Source organism: Pseudomonas sp. SORT22 (assembly GCF_018417635.1).
GTDB lineage: Bacteria > Pseudomonadota > Gammaproteobacteria > Pseudomonadales > Pseudomonadaceae > Aquipseudomonas.
In genome coordinates, this window is sequence record NZ_CP071007.1 from 2,756,843 (window position 1) to 2,783,276 (window position 26,434).

A 26,434-nucleotide genomic window follows, 5' to 3' on the forward strand; every position below is an offset into this window, starting at 1 on the left:
GACTGATCCCTTAACCGCGCGGTGCCGAGGCACTGGCGAGTTTTACGCTGGGGGTGGCCACTGTTTTGCCCTGGATACTGGCTTCGAGCGCCTGACGTTGTTGGGCGAGGGCGGCGATGGTCGCGTCACTGGCCATTGGCGTGTCCTGCGGGTCGACCGGCGAGCCCGGGCGTACCCGTTGCAGGCCCTTGACGACGATGCGGTCATCCTTGCTCAGGCCGTTGCGCACGATGCGCAGGCCTTCGAGTTTCGGCCCCAGCTCGACGGCGCGGTAGGCGGCCTTGTTGTCTTTGTCCATGACCAGCACGAACTTCTTGCCAAGGTCGGTACCGACCGCTTCGTCGTTGATCAGCACCGCCGAGTAGGTGGCGCTGCCGACCAGTTTCAGGCGTGCGTACAGGCCCGGGGTGAACTGCCCGTCGCGGTTGTCGAACACCGCGCGGCCACGGATGGTGCCGGTCTTGGGGTTGACCTGGTTGTCGACGAAGTTCATCTGGCCCAGGTGCGGGTTGCCGTTTTCGTTGGACAGGCCCAGGTACACCGGGGTGCTCTGGCCGCGCTGGCCGTCGCGCGCCAGCTGGGTGTACTTGAGGTACACGCGTTCGTCGGCGTCGAAGTAGGCGTAGACCTTGTCGGTGGAGACCACGCTGGTCAGCGGCGTGACGTCAGCCGTGACGATGTTGCCGGCGGTGAACTGCGCGCGGCTGACCCGGCCGCTGATCGGCGCGGTGACGCGGGTGAAGCTTAAGTTCAGGCGCGCCAGGTCCAGTTGCGCCTGGATCGCGGCAACGCCGGCGCGGGCTTCGGCAGCGGCACTGGTGCGCGACTCGGCAAGCTCGGCGGAAATCGCGTTGCTGCTGCGCAGGCGCTCGCCGCGCTGGGCTTCGTTTTCGCTGCGGATGGCGGTGGCGCGGGCTTGTTGCAGTTGGGCTTCGAGGCGGCGGACCTCAGCCTGGAACGGACGCGGGTCGATCTGGAACAGCAGATCGCCTTTTTTCACCTGGGCGCCTTCGGTGAAGGCCACCTGGTCGATCTGCCCGGAGACGCGCGGACGCACCTCGACGGTTTCCGGCGCCTCCAGGCGGCCGGTGAACTCGTCCCATTCGTTGATTGGTTGTTCCAGCACCTTGGCCACGCTGACCTTGGTCGCCGCCGGCGCCTGCACGGCCTCCGGGGTGCGACCGCAGGCACTCATCACCAATACAGCCAATAGAGCAAGGGGGTAACGCAAAGGTTTGAGTGACTGTTCCATGGGGAGTCCGCCAATTTATTGATAGTGGGCGGATTCTGCGATTTGAAACTATCAACGACGAATCGAATGGGGCGAAGGTTATTATCATTGGGAATGATATGAGGGCATCTGGCCCGCGATTGAAATTACAGCGACCGCAAAAACGCCCGCAACGCCCGGCGGTCATCGGCCACCAGCGCCTTGAAGCGCTCGCGCGCCACTTGCGCTTCCCCGCCATGCCACAACACCGCCTCCTCAAGCGTACGCGCCCGGCCATCATGCAGGTACCCGGCACCGGGGTTGATCCGTTCGAGCAAGCCCAGGCCCCACAGTGGCGGGGTGCGCCACTCGCGGCCGGTGGCCAGGTAATCGTCACGGCCATCGGCCAGGTCCGGGCCCATGTCATGCAGCAACAGGTCGCTGTAAGGCTCGATCTGCCGCGCTGACAACAGCGGGTAGAGCGGATGCTGGCCCGTGCTCAGGTGCGGACGGTGGCATTGGGCGCATCCAGCCTGGCTGAACAACTGTTCGCCACGCTGCACCTCGGGCTTGCTCCGGTCGCGGCGCGGCGGTGGCGCCAGGTGGGCCAGGTAGAAGTGCAGGTCGCCCAGCTGCACGGCATCGAGCTCCGGTTCGCCGCCGCTGGCAGCCTGGCGACAGGCCGTTTGCAACGGCGTGCAGTTTTGTTGGGGATACAGTGGCGAAGTGATCCCCAGGTCACCGTGCATGGCGCCGGCAATCTGCTGACGCAGGTCCGGCTGGTTGGCTTTGAGGCCAAAGCGCCCGGGCTCAAGGCGCTGGCGTTCGACGCTCCATACCTGGTTGACGCGGCCCTTGACGCCATCGGGCTTGGGCGCGTCGGCCAGTGCCTGCAGGGTGCTGGCCTCGATGGCTTCGAGCAGGCCCAGGCCGAACACCGGCGAGCCGACCCGCATCGAGGTGCGCACGTTACCCAACGGGCCGTAGGCCAGTTCGCTGAAGCTCAGGCGCGGCGAACGCAGGCCGATGCGTTCGCCATCGGTCAGGGTGACCCATTGCTCTTGCCAGCGCACTTGCGCCCGACCTTCAGCGGCCACGCCGGGAACAGCCGATTCGCTGAGCTGATCACCATAGACCGGATGCGCCAGCGGTCCGCCGTGGGCATCGTGCCCGGGTAGCGACAGGCGCACCAGCATCGTGCGCAGCGGTTGCTGTTCACTGGCAGGTGCCTGCCCGCGACCATTCTTGGGGTGGCAGGCAATGCAGCTGATGCGGTTGTACAGCGGCCCCAGGCCATCGACCGCTTCGTCCCGCGAAGGCGCCACCACCCAGGCCTGGCGGAACAGGCTGCGGCCGTGAAAGAAACGCTCCAGCTGCTGCGCATCGTCCAGCCCCGGCAAGGGCTGGGCGAAGGCTTCACGGCTGACGGCGGCGCTGGCGGGCGTGCTCAGCAGCGTGGCGAGCAGCAAGCAGATAGCGCGCTTCACAGGCCCATGGCCGACAGCAGGCGCTCGGCTTGCGCCTGTTGCCGGGCGCTATGGAACTGCCAGGCGATTTCCTCGCGGCCGAGGGCATCCCGGTCGCTCGCGGGCTGGCGCTGCATGCCATGGTCCTGGCGCTGGGCAAACAGTGCCAGCAACGGCGCCGACGCCGCTTGCTCTTCGTCGATAGGCGGCACGCTGAGAAACTCGCGCACCGCGGTCAGGTCGCGGCCCTGGGCTTCACCGGCATGCACCCGCGCCCACAACACGGCGAGGCGTTCATGGGGTTGGCCGAGCCATTGCTCGAACAGCGAGGTGATCAGCGCCAGGCGTTCGCGCGAGCTGTCGTCGGTGTAGGCATAGGCGCCCTGGCGGGCGGCGGCGAAGGGGTCGTGATAGCCCGCCGGCAAGTCGGCATAAATGCTGGGGCGCACCGGCAACTTGCGAATGTCCGGGTCGGCCAGCAGGCGTTGCCCTTCAGGCGACAACACGAAGCGCACGAAGGCCCGCGCTCCCTCGACCTGCCTGGCCTGGCGAGGGATGGCGATATGCGCCGGGTTGAGCCCGCCGTGGGCCGGGTAGACAAACTCGACCGCTTCGCCGTTACTCACCGCCGAAGCCACGAAAAAGTCGATCGACACACCCACTGCCGAACGCCCGCTGGCGACCTCGTCACTGACCAGGGTGCCACCGCGACTGACCAGCCGCGATTGCCCGGCGAGCTCGCTCCACAGCGCCCAGCCTTGATCCCAGCCGTAGGCCTGCAAAACGATATCCAGCAGCACTGGGGCAAAGCCGACGTGCGCAGGGTCGGGCAAGGCGATGCGCCCGCGCAGGCGGGCATCGAGCAGGTCCGGCCAGTCTTGCGGGGCAGGCATGTTCAGCTTGGCCAGTTCTTCCGGGTTAATGGCAAAGCCGTAACCGGCAAGCTCCGTGGCCTGGTAGCGCGCCGCGCGATCGCGCAGGGCGATGCCGCCAATGCGCGGCGGCAAACCGTCCAGCTCGACCCCTAGCGGCTGCCAGCCGGCGTCCTGGGCCAGACGCTTGAAGTTGCCCGGTGACGGCGCCCAGTAGACATCGACCCCGCCCTGATCGGCCTGACGCAGATAGGGCAGGGCATCGAAGCCCTGGCGCCAGAGGATCTGCAGGCGATAATCAGGGTTGGCGCGCTCGAAGGCCTCTTCGAAGCGCGTCATCATCTCCTCGGGGTAGCTGGTCAACACCACCACCGGCTGCGGCGCGCCCGCCCGGGCACTGGCTGCGCCCAGCAGCAGCGCCAGCAGCCAGGCCTTAGAGCGGCACATTGAACTGTACGAAGTAGCTGCGGCCAATTTCCGGGTACCCCTCGCTGTATTCATAAAGGCGATCGAACAGGTTGCGGATGCCCGCTTCGATGCGCACGTCATTGCTCAAGCGATAGCCGCTTTTGAGGTTGTACAGCGCATAGCCGCCGCTCATCTGGCTGCCATCGGACATGTTGTAACGCCGCGAAGCGGCTTCGACGCTGGCGGTGTGGCGCCAGGCGTCGAGGTTCAGGCTGGCCGAGGCGAACAGGTTGTGGCGCGGTGTATCGATCGGGCGCAGCTCGGGATTGCTGCGGTTTTCACGATCGAGGTAGGTGTAGCTGGTGTTGAATTCCCAGTTGCCCAGATCGCCGCGCAGGCCCAGTTCGACGCCCTGGTTACGCGCCTTGGCGATGTTCTGGTATTGGCCGCAGGGCGCTGCGCAACCGGCGACCGGGGCGACGGTGACCTGCTGGATGGAGTCTTCGATGTTGCTGACGAACAGCGCCGTGTCGAGGGTCCATTGGCGGCTGATCGCGCCGCTGTAGCCCAGCTCGTAGTGGGTGGCGCGTTCGGACTTCAGATCGGGGCTGGGGATCACCGTGCCAAAGCGGGTCGAGTAGCGGTCCTTGATGGTTGCAAAGCGGCTCTTGCGCGCCACGGTCAGGCGCACCTGGCCGTTGTGGTCGATGTCCAGCAAGGGGCCTGTGTTGATGAACAGGCCCAACTGGCTGTTGACCGCATCGTCGCTGCCGGTCGGCTCGTCATACAGGGTCTTGACCCGGGGCGAGGCGGCGCTGGTACCGAAGTTTTCGGCCTCAAGGCTCTTGCGGTAGTTGTACGACACCCCGCCGACCACGCTGAGGATGTCGTTCAGGCGCAGGGTATCTTCCAGGGCGATGGACTGGGTCTGGTCGCGAAAGTGGGTTTGCGGGTCGCTGCCATCGCGCGAGCGGTGCACGTCTTCCTTGAAGTGATAAGCAATGCCCAGGCGGTTGCCGGTGCTCAGGGCCAGGTCGCCTTCGACCGAGAAGCCGGTGGACTCGTCATCGTATTTGCTCGGGAACCCCGGCTGCATCGCGCCATGGATACCGTTGTTGTAGACAAAGCTTTCCAGCGAGTTCTTGAAGGTGTCGCGGAACACCCGGGTCTTCAGGCCGTGCTCGCCGAAGCGGGTGTTGGTGGCCAGGAACAGGCTGGTCTTGTCCCACTGCGGCCACTCCCACCAGCGCTTGCGCTGGCCGCTGGCGGGCAGGTCGCCGGCGTAGGGCGGCTGGCCCTTGCGGCCTTCCTGCTGGACATAACCGAGCACGTACTCGTCGGTATCGTTGGGGGTGAAGCCGAGCTTGAAGCTGAACTTGCCGTCGCGCTTGTTACTGTTTTCCCGACGGCCCTTGCCTTGCTGGTTGTTGGTTGGCTCGAAGTCGTCGGGCAGCATCGTGTAGTCATAGTCGACATACGATACGCCACCCTGCATCCACCAGTTGCCCTGGTTGGAACCCAGGTTGGCGTAGCTGCGATAGGCGTTGACGTTGCCGTGGTCGGTCAGCTCCAGGCCGCCACCGACTTCACCTTCGAAGGTTTCGGTGGGCCGCCGGGTGATCAGGTTGATCGCCCCGCCCAGGGTATTGGGGCCGTACAGCAGCGAGGCGAAACCCTTGGCCACTTCGATGCGCGACAGGTCGTAGGTGGTGAAACGTCCCAGGTCGATGTTGCCGTCATAGGGCACATAGGTGGGAATGCCGTCGATATACACCGGCACCTGCAGGCGGTCAAAACCGCGCACGTACACCACCTGCTCGGCGCGCCCGCCCATGTAGGCGAGGTTCACCCCAGGCGCCAGGGCCAGGGCGCGGTCGACGGTCTCGCGGTCATGCAGGCGCATGTCTTCGAGCTCGACGACGCTGCTGCCGGTGGCGAGCGCCTCATCCTGCGGGGCCCAAATCTGGATTTCACCGAGGCTGAAGGTTTTCTTCTGCTCGGCCACGGCAGCCTCGGCGCTGATGGCGGCCAGGGCGAGCAGCAGGGTACGGGGGGCGAACGGGGTCATGACGCTCCTTGGTCGGTATCGTTATATATTATTTTATATAGCGCGTGGCGCAAAACGACCGACAGCTCCCTCCCCGGAGCCGTCTGATCGCATCGATCAAGCGGGTACGCGCAACGGCAGAACGCCGCCGATACTAGAGCCAGGCGAGCAAGTTGACAACGCTATATAAGAATTTATATAGCGTATGGCTTACATGCGGATCAGCGTTTGCACTCGGCCAGCACCACCTTGCAGGTCCTGGGCTGGCCGCCGGAGCGCCCGGCGTAGCGGATGCAGTTGTTCATGGATTTCTGCCGGGCGATCTGCAAGGTCGGGCCCCACGCCAGGCCGCCTTCGCCGGCTGTGGGCACGGCTTTGGCGTGGCAGTTGGAACCGGCGTTGGCGGCCAGGTATTTGGCCTTGGGTTTGCTCGAGCAACCGGCCGTGAGTGCCAGGCAGAGGGCGAGCAGGCAGGTGGTGAAGAGGGTAGTGTTCATGTCAGAGGCAGTCCGGATCGCCGAAGGGGGCTGTGCCCGGGTTGGCTACCGGTCAACTCAATTATAGGTTCTTGGCGCAAACCGGGGAAATTGATCCTTGGGTTTGGACGTTGGGGCAGCGGGCTTATCCCAACCCCAACCGCACTCACGCCTGCAACGCCAACTGCATCCCCGCAAGCTTGATGCAGGTCTCCTCGTATTCACTGGCCGGGTCCGAGCAGGGCACGATGCCGCAACCGGCGAACAGACGGGCCTGCTCGCCGTTCAACAGCGCCGAGCGCAGGCCGACGATGAATTCGCCGTTGCCCCGCGCGTCCAGCCAGCCCAGGGGCGCGGCGTACCAGCCGCGGTCAAAACCTTCGCAGTGGCGAATATGCGCCATGGCCTGCTGGCGCTCGTGGCCGCCGACGGCGGGTGTCGGGTGCAGGGCTTCGACCACTTGCAGCAGGCTTGTTTGCGGGCGCAGGCGACCTTCGATCACTGTACTCAGGTGCTGGACCCGACTCAGGCGTTGCACCGACGGGGTCGCCGGTACCTGCAACTGGCTTGCCCATGGCGCCAGGCCGCTTTCGATGATCTGCACCACCAGTGCATGTTCGTGGCGGTTTTTCTCGCAGTCCAGCAGCGCCTGTGCCAGTTGCGCGTCTTGTTGCGGGTCGGGGTCGCGGCGGCTGGTGCCGGCCAGCGCCAGGGTCTGCAGGCGGCCGCCGTCGAGCTTGACCAGGCGTTCCGGCGAGGCGCCGATAAAGCAGCTTTGCTGGCGGCGAAAGGCGAACAGGTAGGCCGCCGGATCGTTGCTGGCCAGGCGCGCCAGGGTGCGTCCCGGGCTGACGGCCCGGGAAAACTCGCTGAGCACTTCGCGCGCCAGCACCACCTTTTTCATCGAGGTATCGCGCAGCGCGTCCAGGGCCTGGACGATTTTGCTCTCCCAGCAGGCGCGCGGCAGGCTCTGGTCGCGGCGGTGCTGCGCGGGCGGCGTGACAACCGGCGCCGACAGGTAGCGATCCATCAGCCCGTGCCACTCATTGAGCACCTGCTCGCAGCGGCTTTGGGCAGTGTCCGCAGGGCCGACCAACTGCTGGCACAGCAGCCAGCAGGCGTCGGCGTCGCGTATCAGCAGCAAGGTCATCAGTCGCATCGAGGCGTCGCCAAAACCCTGCCAGGCGCTGCTGGCCTGGACCTGGTGGTCGAAGCGAAACCCCCCGCACAGCAGCGGCGGCTGCGGGCCGTGGATCACCGCGCTGCGCAGCCAGTGCTGCCACTGCTGGTCAACGCTGGCGAAACGCTGCTCGCCAGCACCGCTCAGCTCTGCAGCCACGCCCCAGCCGAACAGGCTCCTGCCGCCATCGGCGGCGCGCCAGAACACGGCCTCGGCGCAGGGCTGGTCGACCCGGCAAAACAGCTCCAGCAGGTCCACCGCATCGATTGCCAGGGCGTAACTGGCCAGCACCGGCTCAGCTTGCAGCACCGCGCTCTGGCGGGCCTGCTCGAACACCTGGGTCAGCTCGCCGAGGTGCTCTTCCAGTCGGGTCAGGGCTTTCATGCCGGCACCCTCATGCTGCGCCAGTGCACGACTTGCTGGGCGATGTACCAATGAATGATCTGGGCAAACAGGGTTTCGATAAAGTGTGCATCGAGCCCGGCGTCCTCGGCCCACTGGCGCCGTTGCGGGAGCATCTGGGCGACGCGCTCGGGCGCGGCGATGCTGTTTTCGGTCGGTTTGAAGCGGGCGGCGGCTTTGACGTAAGCCATGCGTTGGCGCATGAGTTCGATGATCTGGTGGTCCAGTGAATCGATGGCGATCCGGATGTCCGGCAGGCCTTCACAAGCGTCAGGGGATTTCATCAGAGGGCTTCCTCAAGGGCAGGTGATGTCAGCGGGCGACGGCCGAGCAGGCTGGCCGCCAGGGCATCGAGCAGCGCCTGGCGCTGTTCGATGAGGTAGAAGTGCTCGCCCTGCCAGCGCTGCAGGTGCAGTGGCTGGAGGCTGGCGGCTTGCCAGGCCAGGGCTTCGTCAAGGTCGATCTCCGGGTCCTGCTCGGGGTAGAACACGGTGATGCGGCTGTTGAGCGGCTGCGGCGCGGCGCGGCTGTAGGTTTCGACGATCTGGTAGTCATGGCGCAGGCTGGGCAGGAACATCTGGCACAGGGCCGGGTCTTCGAGCAGCGGGTTGGGCCGGCTCGACAGCCGCCGCACATCGTCGAGCAGGGCCTTGTCGGGGCCGCTGTGCAACTGCCCGCCACGCTGGCACTGCGGCGCCGGGTGGGCGGAGACGAACAACTGCTCGACGGCGATTGTCTGCTGCGCCAGGCGCACCGCCACTTCATAGGCGACCACCGCGCCGAGGCTGTGGCCGAACAGCGCCAGCGGCCGGTCGGCATAGCCACGCAGCGCAACGCTCGCGGCCTCGGCCAGGCTGGGCATGTCGCTCAGGCAGGCTTCGCCGAAGCGGTCTTCACGGCCCGGGTACTGGATGGCCAACAGGTCGATATCGGCGGGCAGGGCGCTGGCCCAGTCGCGGAAAAAACTCGCACTGCCGCCAGCATGGGCAAAGCACACCAGGCGCCAGCGCGGCATCGGCGTCAATCGATAGGGGCGCACCCAGCGCTCGCCCTGGGACAACAGCCCGGCCATCACGAGGCGACGCTCCCACAGTTGGCATCGAGCCAGGCCTGGCGCAGGGTTGCGCGCAGGTCCTTGCGGCTGACCTTGCCGACTCCGGTCTGCGGGAACTGCGCCACGAACTCGATGCGGTCTGGCACCTTGAACGCGGCCAGGCCCTGGCTGCGCAGGTGCTGCTTGAGGCCAAACGCCGAGGGCGCCGGATCGCGGGCGACGATAAAGGCGCAGGTGGACTCGCCCAGCACCGCGTCGGGCATCGCCACCAGCGCCGCGTCATGCACCTGGGGATGGTTGATCAGCAGGTTTTCCACTTCTTCGGCGGCGACCTTTTCGCCGCCGCGGTTGATCTGGTCCTTGTCCCGCCCCTCGACCACCAGGTAACCCTCGGCGGTGCGCCGCACGCGGTCGCCGCTGCAATAGAAACCATCAGCAGTGAAGGCCTTGGCGTTGTGTTCGGGCAGCCGGTAGTAGCCGCGAATGGTGTAGGGGCCGCGCACTTGCAGCTCGCCGACTACACCGTCGGGTACAGGCTGGCCCTGTTCGTCGACGATGCGCAGCTCGTCATCGGCGCACAGTGGCCGGCCCTGAGTGTGCAGAAGCAACTCCTCGCGATCGTCCAGGCGGGTGTAGCAGAGCAGCCCCTCGGCCATGCCCAGCACTTGTTGCAAGGTGCAGCCGAGCACCGGTTTGACCCGCGCCGCAGCAGTGCTGAGCAGCTTCGCGCCGCCGACCTGGAGCAGTCGCAAGCTCGACAGATCGGCCTGGCGCTGGGCCTGGGCGTCGAGCCAGAGCATGGCCAGCGGCGGCACCAGGGCGGTGACGGTGACCCGCTCGGCGCTGATCAGGGCGAAGCAGGTGTCCGGGTCGGGGCGGCGGCTGCACACCACCCGGCCACCGGCGAGCAAGGTGCCGATCACCCCGGGGCAGCAGAGGGTGAAGTTGTGCGCCATGGGCAGCGCGGCAAGGTACACGGTCTGCGCGTCGAGCCCGCAGACCGCGCTGCTGGCGCGCACGTTGTAGAGATATTCGGCGTGCCGGCGCGGAATCAGCTTGGGCGTGCCGGTGGTCCCCCCCGACAACTGGAAGCAGGCTACCGCCTCGGGATCGCCGGCGTCCTGCTCCATTGCTTCGCCGCCGTACAGCGTGCCGAGGGCAATGAATTCTTCGGCGTCACCGTCGATCAGCACATGCCGCAGGTGCGGGTTGGCAGTGCGCAACTGGCGCGCCATCTGCCGGCAGTCGAAACCTTCGAGCTGCTCGCAGCCGATGTAGGCCGTGGCCTGGGCGAAGCTGCAGAAGCCGCCGATCTCGTGCTGACGATGAGCGGGCAGGGCCAGGATCGGCCGCGCGCCGAGGCGAAACAGGGCAAAGCACACTTCGACAAAGGCGCTGCCATTGGGCAGGTGCACCACCACGTTGTCACCGGCGTTGAGGCCAAGGGCGCGCAAGCCGCCGGCCAGGCGCTGGCAGCGTTCTGCCAGGCTGGCGTAGCTCAAATGCAGGGCGCCGTCGCTGATGGCGATCGCTGCCGGGTTGCGGGCCGCGGCGGTGTCGAGGGCCTGGGCAAAGGTCTGCGCTTGCCAGTAGCCGGCCTGGCGATAGCGCCGGGCAAAGGCCGGCGGCCAGTCGGGAGCGTCGCCTACGGCATCTGGCAGGGGGGTCGAAGTGTTCAAGGACATGAAATCTCCTATTTGTAGAAAATAATTGGCTACAAATGGCTTAATGAGATCTATTATCATTATCCTTCGCCGAGCGCTTCTCAACGCCAAGGCTTTCGGTGCCGCGACTTTTTCATTAGATGAAATACGCAGTGGCTTCAAACAGGGAGGTTGAGGGTTTACAAACCTCCCGTTATTTCAGGTCAGGCCCTACGTAATGGCCTCAGGAAAAGGGAAAACCCAATGACTATTACGATCATCGCCCCCACTCACCCAGAGAAGCAGGCCGACCCCAAGGGCAACCAGCCCGGGACGGTCTACCTGGAACCGCACATGACCCTGGTTACCGGCACCCTCTGGTCCGAGAGCGAGGCCTGGGTCGAGGACCCGCTGGAGCGCGGTCTGAAGCTGATCCTGGTGCAGAGCGGCGAGTTGTCCTGCCGGATTCCGGGGCACGCCGAGCAATCGATCCGCGGCCCGAGCCTGTGCACCATCGTCAATGACGGCGAGTTCACCTCGTCGCAGATCTACGGCACCTCGATGCCGTTGCGCTACACCATCGTCCAGCTCGACCTGGAGTCGCTCGACCGCCACCTGGGCATGGCCCCGCGCAAGCTGCTGGCGGCCAGGGGCGGCGACCCCTACATGATGGTGCGCCCGGCGCCGCGGGCAATGCAGGCCCTGGCCACGCAGATCGCCACCTGCCCGATGCAGGGCCCGAGCCGCTCGCTGTACCTGGGTGGCAAGGCCCTCGAGCTGACCGCGCTCAGTGCCCAGTTTTTACTGGATGAACGCGCCCAGCCAGAGCAGAAACTGCGCATCACCGCCTCGGATGTCGAGCGCGTGCACGCCGCCCGTGACCTGCTGGTGCGCTCGCTGCTCGAGCCGCCGAGCCTCAATGCCCTGGCCGCCCATGTCGGCATGAGCCCGCGCAAGCTCACCGCAGGCTTTCGCAAGGTGTTTGGCACCAGTGTGTTCGGCTACCTGCACGAGCATCGCCTGAGCGAAGCGCACCGCATGCTCAGCGATGAAGAGAGCAACGTTTCGACCGTCGCCTATGGCGTGGGCTACAGCCCGGCGCATTTTTCCATTGCCTTTCGCAAACGCTATGGCGTATCGCCCAGCGAGATCCGCTGACGCGCGCTGACTCTGAATCGAATAAAAAGGCCTGTGCATCTAAAGCCTTGAGCGCTTCCTGAAAACCCACCTGCGATAAAGTCTCATTTGATAATGGCTTGCATCTTGGTGAGCCACGCAGACTTTATTCTTACGGGCTACAGGAAGCTTTTCATGCGCGAGCTGACAACAGCAGACACCCCCTCGGCCAACCCGTTGCGCCTCTGGCTGATCGAACACCTCGCCCAGTTGCTGGGCGCCTCGGTGGCTGAAATCGACAGCCTGGGCGACGAGCAGAACCTGCTCGGCTGCGGGCTTGATTCGATCCGCCTGATGTACCTGCAAGAGCGCCTGCGCAGCCACGGCCTGCAGGTCGAGTTTGCCCAGCTGAGCGCTGAACCGAGCCTGGCCGCCTGGCTGGCGCTGCTGCACGGGCAAACCTTGCAACCTGCGCTGGCGCCTGGCGTTGCACCGGCATCAGTTGGCGAGCAGCACTTCGAGCTCAGCGCCGTGCAGCAAGCCTATTGGCTGGGCCGGGGCGCCGCCGAAGTGCTGGGTAATATCAGTTGTCACGCCTGGCTCGAGTTCGACTGCCAGAGCATCGACCCGCAGCGCCTCGAAGCAGCGGTGAACCTGGTGCAACGTCGCCACCCGATGCTGCGCGCCCGTTTCAACGACGGCCAGCAACAGATCCTGGCGGCGCCGACCGCGCAGGTCTTCGACCACCAGGACTGGCGTCAGCAGTCGCCCCATGACGCGCAGCAGGCCTGGGCTGAACTGCGCCGCTGGCGCTCGCACCAGTGCCTGGCGGTGGAGGCGGGGCAGGTGATGCTGGTGGGCCTGGTGCAACTGCCGGGTGGCCGCGACCGGGTCTGGCTGAGTGTCGACCTGCTGGCCGCCGACGTAGAAAGCCTGCGCCTGCTGATGGCCGAACTGGGCCAGGCTTACCAAGCGCCGGCGTTGCTGCCGGCGCCGCCGGCCCTGCACTTTGCCGACTACCTGAGCCGCCGCCAGCAACGGCGCGCCGAGGCTTACGGCCGCGACCGCGAGTACTGGTGCCAGCGCCTGGCGCAATTGCCCGATGGCCCGGCGCTGGCGCTGGCCTGCGCCCCCGAGTCAATCCGCGAACCGCGTTTCAGTCGCCAGGCGTTTGTCTTAAGCGCCGCTGAAGCCGAGCGTTTGCAGCGCCAGGCCAGCGACCATGGCCTGACCTTGTCCTGTGTGTTCGCCACTGCTTTCAACGCAGTGCTGGCGCGCTGGAGCGGGCAGTCGAAGTTCTTGCTCAACGTGCCGTTGTTCGACCGCCATGATGACCATCCGGACATCGACCGGGCGATCGCCGACTTCACCACCTTGCTGCTGGTGGAATGCCAGGACGCGCCGCAGTTGCCCTTCGCCGAGGCGGTGCGCGAGTTTCAGCGCAGCCTGCACGGCGCCATCGACCGTTCGGCCTTTGCGGCCCTGGAAGTGTTGCGCGAAGGCCGTCGCCAGGGCCATCCGCGCTCAGCGCCGGTGGTGTTTTCCAGCAACCTCAACGAGACGGGGTTTGTTCCGGCAAGCTTTCGCCAGGTGTTTGGCGACCTCGACGACATGCTTTCGCAAACCCCGCAGGTATGGCTCGACCACCAGCTGTACCGGGTTGACGACGGCCTGTTGCTGGCCTGGGACAGCATCAGCGAACTGTTCGCCGAGGGTGTGCTGGCGGCGATGTTCCAGGCCTACATCGAATTGCTGCAGCGCCTTGCCGACAGTGACTGGAGCCTGCCGCAACCGGTGCTCCTGCCGCTGGCGCAACAGGCCCGGCGCGAGCGCCAGAACAGCGTACCAGCGCTGGCCCCGGGGCGCGGCCTGCTGGACGACTTTTTCCGCCACGCCAGCCAGCGCCCGGATGACCTGGCGCTGATCTGTGGCGCCCAGCGTTGCAGCTACGGCGAACTGGCCACGCGCGCGCTGCGGGTGGCTGCCGGCTTGCTGGAGGCCGGCATGCGCCAGGGCGAGGCGGTGGAAGTCTGCCTGCCGCGCGGGCTCGGGCAGATCGTCGCGGTGTTCGGCGTGCTCGCGGCAGGCGGCTGCTATGTACCGGTCGACACTGCGCAACCGCCAGCGCGCCGTAGCCTGATCGAATCGGCGGCGGGCATCAGCCTGGTGATTGCGGAGCAAGCACCAACGCCCACGGCGCATAGCCCGTCATTGCGCTGGCTCAACCTGGCGCAGCTGGAACAGTGCGCAGCATTGGCAGCGCCGCGGGCGGTGGCGGCGCAGGCCAGTGCCTATGTGATCTACACCTCCGGCTCCACCGGTGTGCCCAAGGGTGTCGAGGTCAGCCATGGCGCGGCGATCAATACCATCGACGCGCTGCAGGCCGAACTTGGCATCGACCGCGACGACTGCCTGCTGGCAGTGTCGGCGCTGGATTTCGACCTGTCGGTGTTCGACCTGTTCGGAGTGCTGGGGCAGGGCGCGCGCCTGGTGTTGCTGGAGCCCGAAGAAACCCGCGATGCGGCGCGCTGGGCGCAGTTGATTGCCGAGCACCGGGTGAGCCTGTGGAACTCGGCGCCGGCGTTGCTGGAAATGGCCCTGGGCATTGCCGCCAGCGACTGCCACTACCAGAGCCTGCGGGCAGTGTTGCTGTCCGGCGACTGGATCGCCCTGGACCTTGCCGCGCGCCTGCGCCGGCATGCCACGGCGCAGTGCCGGGTGTATGGCCTGGGCGGCGCTACCGAGGCCGGAATCTGGTCGAACCTGCACAGCATCGACGAGGTGCCGGGTCATTGGACCTCGATCCCCTATGGCAAACCTCTGGCCGGCCAGGCCTATCGGGTGGTCGACGACAGCGGCCGCGATGTGCCCGAGCAGGTGGTCGGGCAATTGCTGATCGGCGGCGCCAGCCTTGCCCGTGGTTATCGCAACGACCCACAGTTGACTGCCCAGCGTTTTCGCAGCGACGAGCGCGGGCGTTGGTACCACACCGGCGATCGCGGGCGTTTCTGGGGCGACGGCACCATTGAGTTTCTCGGCCGTATCGACCAGCAGGTCAAGGTGCGTGGGCAACGCATCGAACTGGGCGAGATCGAGGCGGCGCTGAGTGCCCATCCTTTGATCGACAACGCCTGCGCGGCGGTGCTGCCAGGCACTGTCGCTAGCCTTGGCGCGGTGCTGGTGAGCAGCCCGGCGCCGGTGACTGTGGCCACGGATGCCCTGCAAGGCGGCTCAATGCTGGACGACACCCTGCAAGCTGAAGCACGGGTTAGCGCCGAGCTGCTGCAACGCCTGCTCAATGGCCAAGCGTTGCCGGCGCCGGCGCTGCTGGACACCTGGCGCCAGTGGTTGGGCGAACAACCCAGCCAAGCCATGAGCCTCGGTGATGCCCTGGCGCAACTGGGCTGGCGCGAGGCCGACCTGCAGGCCATGGTCGCTTCGCTGCAGTCGCTGTTGGCGGTCGAGGGTGGCGCTGCCCAGGTGCTGTTCGATCCGCTGCTGGCGCCCCAGGCCATGGCCCTTAACCTGCCGGCCGGGCGCCAGTTGCTCGATGCCATGAGCCAGGCGCTGCAGCAGCAGTGCAGCGCCCAGGTCGGGCCGCTGAAGGTCGCGGTGCTGGACGTGCGCGGTGGCCAGTTGCTGGATCAATGGCTCGACCACCTCGGCCAGCGCGAGCTGCAATTGACCCTGTTCGACACCAGCCCCGGCCTCTTGGCCGCCTCTGCCGGCAAGCGCCCGGGCGTTGCCAGCCAACTGCTGGTGGATGGCCTGCTGCCCGTCGAGCAGTGCGCGCAGTACGACCTGGTGATCAGCTTCGCCGCCTTGCACAGCTATGCGCAGCCAGCCGATTGCCTGAACCTGGCCCAGGCGCTGCTCAAGCCGGGCGGGCGCCTGCTGCTCGCCGAGCTGTTGCGTGACTCGCCGCTGAGGCTGGTCAGCGCAGCGCTGCTCGACAGCCGCAGGCCAGTGCTGGCTGACCCTGCGCAGATCGCCCAGCTGCTTGGCCGCAGTGGCTTTGCCGAGCTGCACAGCCTGTGGCAGAACCCGGCGATGCTGTTGCTCAGCGCCAGCGCCACGGCCGATGCCCTGAGCGCCGACAGTCTGCAGCACTGGCTGCAACAACGCCTGCCGCAAGCGATGCGCCCCGAACACCTCTGGTGCCTGCCGCGCCTGGAGCTCAACGCCAACGGCAAGATCGACCGCAAGCGCCTGCAAGCCTGCATGATGCAAGCGCTGCAGCGCCAACAGCCGGCCAGCAGCGAGGAGGGCGAGCTCAATCCTGCGCTACAACCCCTGGCCGGGTGCTGGGAGGCGGTGCTCGGACGCCCGGTGCGCAGCGCCCAGGGCAGTTTTTTCAGCCTCGGCGGCGACAGCCTGCTGGCGACCCGGCTGCTGGCCAGCGTGCGCGAGCAACTGGGCATCAGCCTGCGCATGAGTGACTTCTACCTGCAGCCAACCTTGGCCGGCATGGCCGCGCTGCTGGCCAGCAGTGCCGCAGTAGAGGAGGGCGTGCTATGAGCCTGAATGACCTGTTGCACATCTGCCGTGAGCGCCAGATCGAACTCTGGGCTACTGAAGACCAGTTGCATTTTCGTGCGCCGCAAGGGGCGCTGGACCCGGCCCTGGCCGAACGTATCCGCGCCCAGCGCGAGGCGCTGATGGACCATCTGTTGCCGCGTTCGCAGTGGCGCTCGCAACCCGAACAGGCGCTGCAGCCCTTTGCCCTGAGCGCGGTGCAGGGCGCCTACGTGCTGGGGCGCAATCCGGCCTTCGACTATGGCGGCAATGCCTGCCACTTGTATGTTGAATACCCCTGGCCGGCTACTGTCGACAGCGAGCAACTGAACCAGGCCTGGAACGCCCTGGTGCAGCGCCACCCGATGCTGCGCGCGGTGGTGCAAGACAACAGCCGTCAGTGCGTGCAGGCCCAGGTGCCTTGGCAATGCCTGCCGTTGCATGACCTGCGCCAGGCTTCGGCGCAAGCCTTCGATGCGCACCTGCAGCAGGTACGCGAGCGCCTCGATCATGCCTGTCATGCCCTCGACCAGTGGCCGGTCCTGCTACCGGAACTGAGCCTGGGCGCCGATCGCGCGGTTCTGCATTGCTCGGTGGATTTCACCCTGATCGACTACGCCAGCTTGCAACTGCTGCTGGTAGAGCTGAGCCAGCGCTACCTGGAGCCAAACCGGCACTGGCCGGTGCTGGAGGCGACCTTTCGCGACTACCTGCAGCATGAACAACAGAGCCGTGAAAGCGCTGCCTGGCAGAGCGACAAGGCCTGGTGGCTGGCGCGCCTGGAGAGCCTGCCGGGGCGTCCGGACCTGCCCTTGAGCGATGACGCCGGGATCACCTCGCGGCGCTTCCAGCACCACCATGCCAGCTTGAGCGTGGCCCAGTGGAATGCGCTCTGTGCCCTGGCCAGCGCCCAGGGTTTGAGTGCGGCGGGGGTGACCCTGGCGGCGTTCGCCGAGGTCATCGGGCGCTGGAGCCAGAGCGCTGACTTTTGCCTCAACCTCACCGTCCTCAACCGCCCGGACCTGCACCCGCAACTGGGCCAGGTGCTGGGCGACTTCACCGCTTTGAGCCTGTTGCAGGTCAATGGCGCCAGTGGCGCCAACTTCGTCCAGCGGGCACGGCGCATCGGCGCGCAGTTGTTCGACGACCTCGACCACAGCCGCTTTACCGGGGTCGAGGTGTTGCGCGAACTGGCACGGGTCCAGGGCCGTGGCGCCGACCTGATGCCGGTGGTGTTCACCAGCGGCATCGGCAGCGTCGAGCGCCTGCTGGGGGATAGCGGGCGCTTGTTGCAGCCGCCAAGCTACATGATCAGCCAGACCCCTCAGGTGTGGATCGATTGCCAGGTCAGCGACCAATATGGCGGCTTGCAGATCGGCTGGGACGTGCGCGTCGGCGTCCTGCCAGACGGCATGGCGGCGCAGATGTTCGAGGCCTATGTCGCGTTGCTGCAGCGCCTGTCTGCGGATGCACAGCTTTGGCAGCAGCGCGGCGATATCGTCCTGGCGCAGCAGCGGGTCGCGCATCTGTCGGCGGTTAAAGCCGAGGACCGCAACATCGCCAGCGGCTTTGCCGGTCAGGCGTTGCGCAGCCCGGATGCGCCGGTGATCAGCGATCGCGACGGCGTTTACAGCTATCGCCAGGTCGCCCGGCACGCCGACGCCGTGCGCGCGGCGCTGGAGGCCCTTGATGTTGCCCCCGGGGCGCGGGTGGCGGTGATGCTGCCCAAGAGCGCCTGGCAACTGATGGCCGTGCTCGGCATCAACCAGATGGGCGCAGCCTATGTGCCCATCGACATCCGCCAACCGGCTCTGCGCCGCGAAGCCATTTTGCGCGATGCCGGAATTGCTGCGCTCATCTGCCTGGAAACCGAAGCCTTGCCTGCAGGCCTTGCGCTGCCGCGCATTGCCATCGACAGCCTCACCGCCGCCAGCCACTGGCCGCCGCGCGAACCGCTGGCGGTGCAGGCTGGCGACCTGGCCTACATCATCTACACCTCCGGCTCCACCGGCACGCCCAAGGGCGTGATGCTCAGCCATGGCGCGGTGGTCAACACCCTCGACGACATCAACCAGCGCTACGGCGTCAATGCCCGGGACCGGGTGCTGGGGCTGGCGGAGCTGAGTTTCGACCTGTCGGTGTACGACTTTTTCGGCGCAACGGCTGTGGGCGCGCAGGTGGTACTGCCAGACCCCGAGCGTGGCGCCGATCCTTCGCACTGGGCGCAACTGATGGCCGAGTACGGTGTGACCCTGTGGAACTCGGTGCCGGCCCAGGGGCAGATGCTGATCGATTACCTGGAAAGCGAACCGGCAGCCATTCCCGGGCCGCGTTGCGTGATGTGGTCTGGCGACTGGATTCCCACCACCTTGCCAACCCGCTGGTGGCAGCGCTGGCCCGACAGCCAGCTGTTCAGCCTCGGCGGTGCGACCGAGGCGGCGATCTGGTCGGTGGAGCACCCGATTCGCCCCGCCGACACGGCCTTGCCGAGCATCCCCTACGGCCTCGCCCTCAACGGCCAGACCCTGGAAGTGCTCGACAGCCTCGGCAGGCAATGCCCGCCGGGGGTTCGCGGCGAGATTCATATCGGCGGCCTGGGCCTGGCATTGGGCTACGCCGAAGACCCGCAACGTACCGCCGAGCGCTTCATCACCCATGCCAGCGGCCGGCGCTTGTACCGCACCGGCGACCTCGGCCGCTACCTGGACGAGGACGGCCTGATCGAGTTCCTCGGGCGCCAGGACGATCAGGTGAAAATCCGCGGCCATCGCATCGAGCTTGCGGAGATCGACGCTGCCTGGCTCGCTCACCCACAGATCGCTGCCAGCACCACGGTACTGGTGGGCGAGCGTCACGAGCGTTCGCTGTGCAGCTTTGTCACTGCACAAACTTCGGCTAACGATCCACAACGGGTTGGCGAGGAATTGGCCGAGGTTATGGCCAAGGCGCGTGACACCCTGGAACAGGCCGATTTCGGCCCGCGTGAAGAGATTCAGGCCGCCCTGGCGGCGCTGGACCGGGCGGCCGATGCCTCGCTGCTGCACTGGCTGGCCAGCAGCGGCCTGCTCGCAGCGGGCGAGGAGGTGGCTTTTGCCCCGCTGTGCCAGGCGCTCAAGCTTGAAACCGGTCAGCAGCGGCTGCTGCAGCATTGGCTGATGCTGTTGACCGACAGCGGCTATCTGCAACGTGCGGGTGCAGGCTGGCGCTGCCTGGTAGACCCCGGCGCGTTCGATCAGGCCCAGGCCTGGGCGCATTTCGCCCAATTGGCCCCGGCGCCGTTGTGGCCGGTGGAACTGGTGGATTACCTGCGTGGCAGCGCCATGCGCCTGGCCGAGCAACTGGATGGCCGGCTGAGCCCGGCCAGCCTGATGTTCCCCGAGGGCTCGGCGCATATTGCCGAGGCCATGTACAGCCGTGGCCTGCATGCCCAGGTGCTGCACCAGGCCATGGCCGAGGCGGTCAGGGCGATTGTTGCCCGTGAAGGCATGCGCAACTGGCGCATTCTTGAAGTCGGCGCCGGCACCGCTGCCGCCAGTGCCTCGGTCATTGCCGCGCTGGCGCCTTTGGCGGCAGCCGGGGTGCAGATCGACTACCTGTTCTCGGATGTCTCCAGCTACTTCCTCAATGCTGCCCGGGAGCGCTTTGCCGAGTACCCGTGGGTGCGCTTCATGCATTTCGACATGAACAAACCCGCCTGCGAGCAGGGCCTGCAGCCAGGCTCGGTGGACCTGCTGCTCAGTTCCGGGGCCTTGAACAATGCCCTCGACACCCCGCGCTTGCTGGCCGGGCTGCGTCAGCTGTTGCAGGCCGATGCCTGGCTGGTGATCCAGGAGCTGACCCGCGAGCACCGGGAAATCAGCATCAGCCAGAGCCTGATGATGGAAACACCGCAAGACCTGCGGGCGAGCACCGGGCAATTGTTCGTGCACCGCCAGCAGTGGCTGGACTGGCTCAACGCTCAGGCCGGCGACCATGCCCAGGCCCTGGGGTCAGCGGACAGCGTATTGTCGTTGCTGGGCTATGACCTGCTGGTGGCACGGATGAAAACCGACCGCCCCGTGCTCGCCAGCAACGACCTGCTGGCGTTTATCGCCGAGCGTGTGCCGCGCTACATGGTGCCGGCCCAGGTGCGGGTGCTGGACGCGCTGCCGGTGACCGCCAACGGCAAGATCGACCGCCGCGCCCTGACCCATCAGGCCCAGCAGCGCCAGCTGGAGCCGGTGCGCCAGGTGCGCAGCGAGGTCAGCGATGAGTTGGTCCAGCGCCTGATCGGGCACTGGCAGCGGGTGCTCGACTGCAACGAGCTGTCGGCCGATCAGGACTTCTTCGCCGCCGGTGGCGACTCGCTGCTGATCGCCCAGTTGATCGCCGGCCTGCGCGAGCAGGAAGCGCTGGCCCGTGCACACCCCTTCGATCGCCTGTTGCGCTGGGCCCTCAGCCAGCCGACCCCGGCCGGCCTGGCCCAGCGTTTGCGTAGTGAGTCAGGGGCTGAGGCGCCGGCCGCTGAACAGCCGGCAACGCCTGTTTTGCAAGCCACCCGCGCGCCGCTGGCCGGGCGCGTACGGGTCGACGCCTTGAGCGAGCTGGCCGCAGGCGAGGGCATCGCCCGGGTGCTGGTGCATGAAGGCCTCGGCACGCTGTTGCCGTATCGCCGGCTGATTGCCGAGCTTGCCGGCAGCGGCCCGCTGCTGGGGCTGGCGGTACACGACAGCGAGGCCTACCTGCGCCTGGCGCCGCAGCATGTCAATGCCACCCTCGGCAAGCGTTATGCCCAGGCTCTGTGGGACAGCGGCCGGCGCAGCTTCGATCTGCTGGGCTACTGCTCCGGCGGGCTGGTGACCCTGGAACTGGCCAAGGCGCTGCTGCAACTGGGCGCCGAGGTGCGCCGGGTGGATATAGTCTCCAGCTACCGCATCCCGTATCGGCTGGATGACGAGTTGCTGATCCTCTACAGCTTTACCGCCACCCTCGGCCTGGACCCGCAGGCGCTCGGCTTGCCGTCGGCCGAGCAGTTGCAGGCGGCCCTGGCGCCGCTTGTGCAGGCATCCGTGCAACACCTGCCGGCGGGCAGCTTGAGCGCAGCCTTGCCGGCCTTCGACGTTGCCCAGCTCAAGGCCCGGGTGCTGAGCGCCGCCAGCGGCATCGCCGATGAACAGCTGTACCGGGTGTTTGCCCATTCGGTACGGGCCAGCCACTACAGCGACAGTGCGCCGTACATCGGTGCCGTGCGCCTGTTCGTGCCCAGTGTCGGCAACCCCTTGATCGCCAATCACCAGGCCAGCCTGCAGGCCTGGTGGCAGGCCGCGTCGCTGGCGCCGCTCAGTGTCCAGACCCTGCGCGGCAATCACTTCGATTGCCTGAACGCCGGGCTCAGTCGTTACTTGCTGGAGGAACAGCGCCCATGAACACTCCCGTCAAAACCCTGGTAGTGGGTTCCCGATTCGGCCAGTTCTACGCCGCCGGTGTCGCCGCTGCCGAGCACCTGCAGCTGGTCGGCGTGCTGGGCCAGGGCAGTCGCCGTTCACAGGCCCTGGCCCGGCATCTTCGTGTACCGTGTTTCGCGGCCCTCGAACAGCTGCCCGACGACACCCGCCTGGCCTGCGTGGCGGTGGGCGGCGCGGCGCGCGGCGAGCAGGGCCCGGCCCTGGCGCAAGCGTTGATGGCGCGCGGTATCGATGTGTTGATCGAACACCCGCTGTTGCCTCAGGAGCTGCACGAGCTGTTGCGCTGCGCGGCACGCTTGCAGCGCCGTTGCCTGCTCAACAGTTTTTACCCGCAGTTGCCGTGGGTGGCGCGCTTCATCGAGCTGGGCCGGCAGTTGCATCGTCAGCAGGGCATCCGCCATATCGAGGCCAGTTGTGCGGTGCAGGTCAGCTACGCCACCCTCGACATCCTGGCGGCGTTGTTGGAGTCGGTGGGGCCGTGGTCGCTGGACAACCTGGCACCGGCGCTGTCGCCGTGGCGCGATGTCAGCCTGGTGATGGCCGAGGTGCCGGTGTCGTTACGGGTGCTCAATGAACTGGCGGCGGCCGATGACGGGCGCATGCAGATGCTCCAGCGCATCAGCCTGGCCACCGACAGCGGCACCTTGCTGCTGGCCTCACCGCACGGGCCGCTGCTGTGGATGCCAGCGGTGCGCGCGCCGCGCGAGGACGAGGACGGCCTGTTTGTGCTGAGCGGCGGCGCCTTGCCGTGTGCCGAAGTGCTGATGGACGCCGCCACGGACTGGGGCCAGGTCTATCGGCAGCTCTGGCCACAGGCTGCGGCCAGGGCCTTGGAGCCGTTGCTCGACGGTGCAGGCCTGGTGCGCCGGCAACAGCGCAGCCTGGAAGTGGTCGCGCTGTGGCAGCAGGTGACAGCCGCCATCGGTTTTCCGCAAACGCCCGCACAGGCCTTGCCGGCAGCCACCCTGGCGCAGGCGCTGGAGGGGTGCCAATGAACCTGCTCGGGCCTGAACTGCGGGCACTGTTGCGCCCGTTCCGGGCGCGTTTGTGCCTGGCGGTGGTGGTGCAGGCCATATCCGGGGTCAGCTCGCTGTTGCCGCTGATTGCCCTGGCGCACCTGGCCGACAGCCTGCAACAGGCGCCGCCGCTGGCGCCCGGGGTGATGAACTGGGTGCTGCTGGCGGTGCTCGGCTCGGCCCTGTGGCTGTGTGGCCAGACCCTGGCCCTGCACCTCACCCACGGTGTTGATGCCGACCTGTGCGAGCGTTTGCGCGTGCGCCTGGCCGAGCGTCTGCAACGCTTGCCGCTGGGCTGGTTCGCCCGGCTCGGGCCCGAGGGCGTGACCCGCTATGCCGAGCAGGACGTACGTGCATTGCACCAGTTGGTCGGCCATGCGCCGACCGATCTGGTCAACCTGCTGCTGATCCCCCTGGCCATCTTCGGCTACCTGCTGTGGAGCGACAGCGCCCTGGCGCTGTGGTGCCTGCTGCCATTGGCACTGGGGGTGCTGGGGTACTGGCGGCTGGGCTCGGCGCACTACCGTGAAGATGTCGAGCAGCGCAATGCGGTGGTGCAGCAGTTGTTCAGCGACTACAGCCAGTTCGCCGCCAACTTGCGCCTGGTGCGCCAGTTCCCGGGGGCCGGCGTGCAGCGCAGCCTGCAACAGGCGGTGCAGCGTTTTGATCAGCGTTTCAGCCACTGGGTGAGCCGCGCCGGTCAACTGGCGGCGTTGGTCCAGGTGCTGCTCAGTGCGCCCTGGCTGCTGGCCTGGGTGGTGCTTGGCGCGTTGCTGCCGGGGCTGAGCGAAATCGGCGCGGCGCAGTTGTGCGCCTTTGTGTTGCTGGTCCGGGCCATGGCCGCGCCGGTGCTGGCCATGGGGCACGGCCTCGATGCCCTCAATAGCGCGCGGGTCAGTGCGCAGCGCTTGCAGGCAGTGTTGAGCACGCCGCCGCTGGCCGAGCCCGACGCGCCGCAAGCGCCCAGGGACGCCAGCGTGGAAATGCGCGAGGTGTCCTTCGCCCATGGCGAGGTGCCGGTATTGTCAGCGATCAACCTGCGCCTGGAGCCAGGCACCACCACGGCCCTGGTGGGGCCGTCGGGCGCGGGCAAAAGTACCCTGGCCGGCTTGATTGCGCGGTTCATGGACGTCGACAGCGGCCAGGTGCTGGTCGGCGGGGTGGATGTTCGGCAGATCGCCAGCGCGCAACTGCAACGGCATCTGGCGCTGGTGTTCCAGCACGCCGGAGTGCTGCGCCTGTCGCTGGCGCAGAACATCGCCCTGTACCAGCCCGACGCCAGCCTCGAGCAGATTCGCGAGGCTGCACGGGCGGCCTGCCTCGACAGCCGGATCATGGCGCTGGCCAAGGGCTACGCGAGCATAGCCGGTGACGATGTGCAGCTATCGGGCGGCGAACTGCAGCGCCTGGCCATTGCCCGGGCGCTGCTTTCGAGTGCGCCGATCATGCTCCTCGACGAGCCGACCTCGGCCACCGATCCGCACACCGAGCGGGCCTTGCGCATGGCCCTGCACGAGGGGGCGGCCGGGCGTACGCGGTTGATCGTTGCCCACCGCTTGCAGAGCATCTGCCATGCCGAGCAGATCCTGGTGTTGAACCAGGGCCGGATTGTTCAGCGTGGCAGTCATCAGCAGTTGCTGGCCATGGACGGCCTTTACCGTCAGTTGTGGCGTGAACAAATGTCCGATGCCGAGCAAATGGAGCCTGTGTCATGAGTGTTTTTTCGTCCTTGCGCCAGTTGCCGCAGCGCACCTGGCTAGCCCTGCGCGCGGCGCTGATATGGATGGTGCTGGCCGCGGTGCTTGATGGTCTGGCGGGGCTGGCACTGGTGCCGCTGGTGCTGGCCTGGTTCGACCGCGCAGGCGCCGATGTGCTGCAGCCGGTGGGGCTGCTGCTGGGCCTGACGCTGCTGCAGGCCCTGGTCAGCTATATCGCCCAGCGGCGTGGTTACCTCGCTGGGGCAGGGCTGGCAGCGGGGCTGGTGTCGCGCTTGCTGGAGCATTTGCCACGGCTGGCGCGGGGCCGCCAGCGCCATCTCGACGACCTGGTGCGCGGGCCGGTGTTCAGCAGCATGAGTATCCCGGCGCACCTGTTGGCGCCGTTGATTACCGCGTTGGTGACGCCAACGGTGGTGGTCCTTGGCTTGTTCGCCCTGGCGCCATCCGTGGCGCTGGCGTTGGCCGTGGCCTACCTGCCGTTGTTCGGCCTGCTGCGCTGGGCCGGGCGGCGCAGCCTGGACCTTGAGCAACAGCGCCAGGCGGTTGATCGGCATGCCGGGCAACTGCTGCAAACTTTCGCCGAACAACAGGCGCTGATGCGTAGCAGCGCCGTTGCCAGCCAGGGCCAGGTGGCCCTGCGCGAGGCCCTGCAGCAGCAACATCAGGCGACCCGTTCGCTCAACCGCCAGGCATTGCCCGCCAGCCTGGGCTTTGCCAGCGCAGTGCAACTGGTGTTTTCGGCGCTGCTGGTCGGCGGCGTGCTGGCGGTCGCCGCCGGGCATTTGCCGGGGGCGCTGCTGGTGGCGGTGCTGGTATTGCTGGTGCGCTTTGTCGAGCCGCTGTCACAACTGGCGCAACTGGACCAGGCCCTGCGCATGGCCTGGCAGGCCTTGGCACAGGTGCTGGGGGTGTTGGCGCAACCGATCCTGCACAGCCCGCAACCCGGCTTGCAACCCCTGGACGCCAGCCTGCAGGGCCAGGGCCTGAGCAGCTACGGCGAACATGGCGAGCACCTGCTCAAGGACCTCGACCTGTACTGCGCGTCTGGTACCTTCACGGCCATTGTCGGGCCGTCGGGCGCCGGTAAAAGTACGCTGCTGGCGTTGCTGGGGCGGGGCATGGATGCCCAGGCCGGCGAAGTGCGTCTGGGCCAGGTGGACATCCGCCAGTTGAGCGAGCAAACCCTTGCCGCGCACTTGACCCAGGTGTTCCAGGACAGCGGCCTGTTCGCCGGCAGCCTGCTATGGAATGTCAGCATGGCGCGGCCACAGGCAACGCCTGGGCAATTGCAGCAGGCCGCTGAAGCAGCGGCGCTGGATGAGGTGATCGCCAGCCTGGCCGAGGGCTGGCACAGCGAGGTCGGCCCGGGCGGCGCCTTGCTCTCCGGTGGCCAGCGCCAGCGCGTAGGGCTGGCGCGAGCGCTGCTGTCGCCGGCGCCGATCCTGTTGCTCGACGAGCCCACTGCCAGCCTCGATGCGCGCAGCGAGGCGCGGGTCAATCGCAGCCTGCGGGCATTGCGCGGCCGGCGCACGCTGGTGTTGGTGTCGCACAACCCGGCGCTGGTGCGCGACGCCGATCAGATCCTGGTGCTGGAGGCCGGGCGCCTGAGCGGCAGCGGCAGTCATGAGCAACTGCTGGCCACCCACCCGTGGTATGCGCAGTTCGTCGAGCAGCACGGTGTCGTCGATTGAATGCACCGGTGCCGGGCATCAATTGAAAAAGTCCCTAAATCGAAAAGTTCGCCCACTCGTTTGAAGGATACTAATGAGAATTATTATCGAAATTGGGGCGGGGCAATGTTACATCAGGGAGTCAAAAAGGCAGGACGGATGGGGCAACGCAGCCGGGCGCACTTGGCGATGGTCCT

The 26,434-nt window shown here is 66.9% G+C and carries 15 protein-coding genes; 6 read left to right on the plus strand and 9 right to left on the minus strand.

Features of this window, described 5'->3' with window-relative positions:
• Positions 1-10 precede the first annotated feature (10 nt).
• The 9 genes from mexE to JYG36_RS12775 all read right to left on the minus strand — a co-directional run bounded on the left by mexE (position 11) and on the right by JYG36_RS12775 (position 10,800).
• On the minus strand, positions 11-1,252 hold the full coding sequence (mexE, locus tag JYG36_RS12735; protein ID WP_213604240.1) for a multidrug efflux RND transporter periplasmic adaptor subunit MexE: 1,242 nt from the start codon (positions 1,250-1,252) through the stop codon (positions 11-13).
• 125 nt (positions 1,253-1,377) lie between these two features.
• A complete protein-coding gene (locus JYG36_RS12740) occupies positions 1,378-2,697 on the minus strand; it encodes a di-heme oxidoreductase family protein (protein WP_249744428.1) in 1,320 nt (439 codons plus the stop codon).
• Positions 2,694-3,995, minus strand: a complete 1,302-nt coding sequence (locus JYG36_RS12745; RefSeq protein ID WP_213604243.1) for an ABC transporter substrate-binding protein — start codon at positions 3,993-3,995, stop codon at positions 2,694-2,696. The genes JYG36_RS12740 and JYG36_RS12745 overlap by 4 nt, the downstream gene beginning before the upstream one ends.
• Positions 3,982-6,024: a TonB-dependent receptor plug domain-containing protein gene (locus JYG36_RS12750; protein WP_213604245.1), complete on the minus strand. Its 2,043-nt coding sequence runs from the start codon at positions 6,022-6,024 to the stop codon at positions 3,982-3,984. Before JYG36_RS12750 ends, JYG36_RS12745 begins: the two co-directional genes overlap by 14 nt.
• Positions 6,025-6,224: 200 nt before the next feature.
• Positions 6,225-6,500, minus strand: coding sequence for a hypothetical protein (locus JYG36_RS12755; RefSeq protein WP_093381997.1), 276 nt, complete (start codon positions 6,498-6,500; stop codon positions 6,225-6,227).
• A gap of 145 nt (positions 6,501-6,645) precedes the next feature.
• Complete coding sequence (locus tag JYG36_RS12760; RefSeq protein WP_213604247.1) at positions 6,646-8,043, minus strand: isochorismate synthase; 1,398 nt, start codon at positions 8,041-8,043, stop codon at positions 6,646-6,648.
• A complete protein-coding gene (locus JYG36_RS12765) occupies positions 8,040-8,345 on the minus strand; it encodes an isochorismate lyase (protein WP_213604249.1) in 306 nt (101 codons plus the stop codon). The genes JYG36_RS12760 and JYG36_RS12765 overlap by 4 nt, the downstream gene beginning before the upstream one ends.
• Complete coding sequence (locus tag JYG36_RS12770) at positions 8,345-9,133, minus strand: thioesterase II family protein (protein ID WP_213604416.1); 789 nt, start codon at positions 9,131-9,133, stop codon at positions 8,345-8,347. The genes JYG36_RS12765 and JYG36_RS12770 overlap by 1 nt, the downstream gene beginning before the upstream one ends.
• The gene (locus tag JYG36_RS12775; RefSeq protein ID WP_213604251.1) at positions 9,133-10,800 is read right to left on the minus strand and encodes a (2,3-dihydroxybenzoyl)adenylate synthase; all 1,668 of its coding nucleotides are present in this window, start codon (positions 10,798-10,800) and stop codon (positions 9,133-9,135) included. The genes JYG36_RS12770 and JYG36_RS12775 overlap by 1 nt, the downstream gene beginning before the upstream one ends.
• 222 nt (positions 10,801-11,022) lie before the next feature.
• On the opposite strand from JYG36_RS12775, the gene JYG36_RS12780 reads away from it, so the two are divergent.
• The 6 genes from JYG36_RS12780 (at position 11,023) to JYG36_RS12805 (ending at position 26,258) form a co-directional block, all read left to right on the plus strand.
• A complete protein-coding gene (locus JYG36_RS12780) occupies positions 11,023-11,916 on the plus strand; it encodes a helix-turn-helix transcriptional regulator (protein WP_213604253.1) in 894 nt (297 codons plus the stop codon).
• Positions 11,917-12,069: 153 nt separating this feature from the next.
• Positions 12,070-16,392 carry a non-ribosomal peptide synthetase gene (locus JYG36_RS12785; RefSeq protein WP_213604255.1) on the plus strand — a complete coding sequence of 1,441 codons (4,323 nt, stop codon included), beginning with the start codon at positions 12,070-12,072 and terminating at the stop codon, positions 16,390-16,392.
• On the plus strand, positions 16,389-21,794 hold the full coding sequence (locus tag JYG36_RS12790) for a non-ribosomal peptide synthetase (protein WP_213604257.1): 5,406 nt from the start codon (positions 16,389-16,391) through the stop codon (positions 21,792-21,794). The genes JYG36_RS12785 and JYG36_RS12790 overlap by 4 nt, the downstream gene beginning before the upstream one ends.
• On the plus strand, positions 21,791-22,828 hold the full coding sequence (locus tag JYG36_RS12795; RefSeq protein WP_195884297.1) for a Gfo/Idh/MocA family oxidoreductase: 1,038 nt from the start codon (positions 21,791-21,793) through the stop codon (positions 22,826-22,828). Before JYG36_RS12790 ends, JYG36_RS12795 begins: the two co-directional genes overlap by 4 nt.
• A complete protein-coding gene (locus tag JYG36_RS12800) occupies positions 22,825-24,564 on the plus strand; it encodes an ABC transporter ATP-binding protein (protein WP_213604259.1) in 1,740 nt (579 codons plus the stop codon). The genes JYG36_RS12795 and JYG36_RS12800 overlap by 4 nt, the downstream gene beginning before the upstream one ends.
• Positions 24,561-26,258, plus strand: a complete 1,698-nt coding sequence (locus tag JYG36_RS12805) for an ABC transporter ATP-binding protein (RefSeq protein WP_213604261.1) — start codon at positions 24,561-24,563, stop codon at positions 26,256-26,258. The genes JYG36_RS12800 and JYG36_RS12805 overlap by 4 nt, the downstream gene beginning before the upstream one ends.
• Positions 26,259-26,434 lie beyond the last annotated feature (176 nt).

Coding starts and splice junctions, on each gene's coding strand:
- mexE (WP_213604240.1), bottom strand. CDS start 1,252: ATGGAACAGTCACTCAAACCTTTGCGTTACCCCCTTGCTCTATTGGCT.
- JYG36_RS12745 (WP_213604243.1), bottom strand. CDS start 3,995: ATGTGCCGCTCTAAGGCCTGGCTGCTGGCGCTGCTGCTGGGCGCAGCC.
- JYG36_RS12750 (WP_213604245.1), bottom strand. CDS start 6,024: ATGACCCCGTTCGCCCCCCGTACCCTGCTGCTCGCCCTGGCCGCCATC.
- JYG36_RS12755 (WP_093381997.1), bottom strand. CDS start 6,500: ATGAACACTACCCTCTTCACCACCTGCCTGCTCGCCCTCTGCCTGGCA.
- JYG36_RS12760 (WP_213604247.1), bottom strand. CDS start 8,043: ATGAAAGCCCTGACCCGACTGGAAGAGCACCTCGGCGAGCTGACCCAG.
- JYG36_RS12765 (WP_213604249.1), bottom strand. CDS start 8,345: ATGAAATCCCCTGACGCTTGTGAAGGCCTGCCGGACATCCGGATCGCC.
- JYG36_RS12770 (WP_213604416.1), bottom strand. CDS start 9,133: ATGGCCGGGCTGTTGTCCCAGGGCGAGCGCTGGGTGCGCCCCTATCGA.
- JYG36_RS12775 (WP_213604251.1), bottom strand. CDS start 10,800: ATGTCCTTGAACACTTCGACCCCCCTGCCAGATGCCGTAGGCGACGCT.
- JYG36_RS12780 (WP_213604253.1), top strand. CDS start 11,023: ATGACTATTACGATCATCGCCCCCACTCACCCAGAGAAGCAGGCCGAC.
- JYG36_RS12785 (WP_213604255.1), top strand. CDS start 12,070: ATGCGCGAGCTGACAACAGCAGACACCCCCTCGGCCAACCCGTTGCGC.
- JYG36_RS12790 (WP_213604257.1), top strand. CDS start 16,389: ATGAGCCTGAATGACCTGTTGCACATCTGCCGTGAGCGCCAGATCGAA.
- JYG36_RS12795 (WP_195884297.1), top strand. CDS start 21,791: ATGAACACTCCCGTCAAAACCCTGGTAGTGGGTTCCCGATTCGGCCAG.
- JYG36_RS12800 (WP_213604259.1), top strand. CDS start 22,825: ATGAACCTGCTCGGGCCTGAACTGCGGGCACTGTTGCGCCCGTTCCGG.
- JYG36_RS12805 (WP_213604261.1), top strand. CDS start 24,561: ATGAGTGTTTTTTCGTCCTTGCGCCAGTTGCCGCAGCGCACCTGGCTA.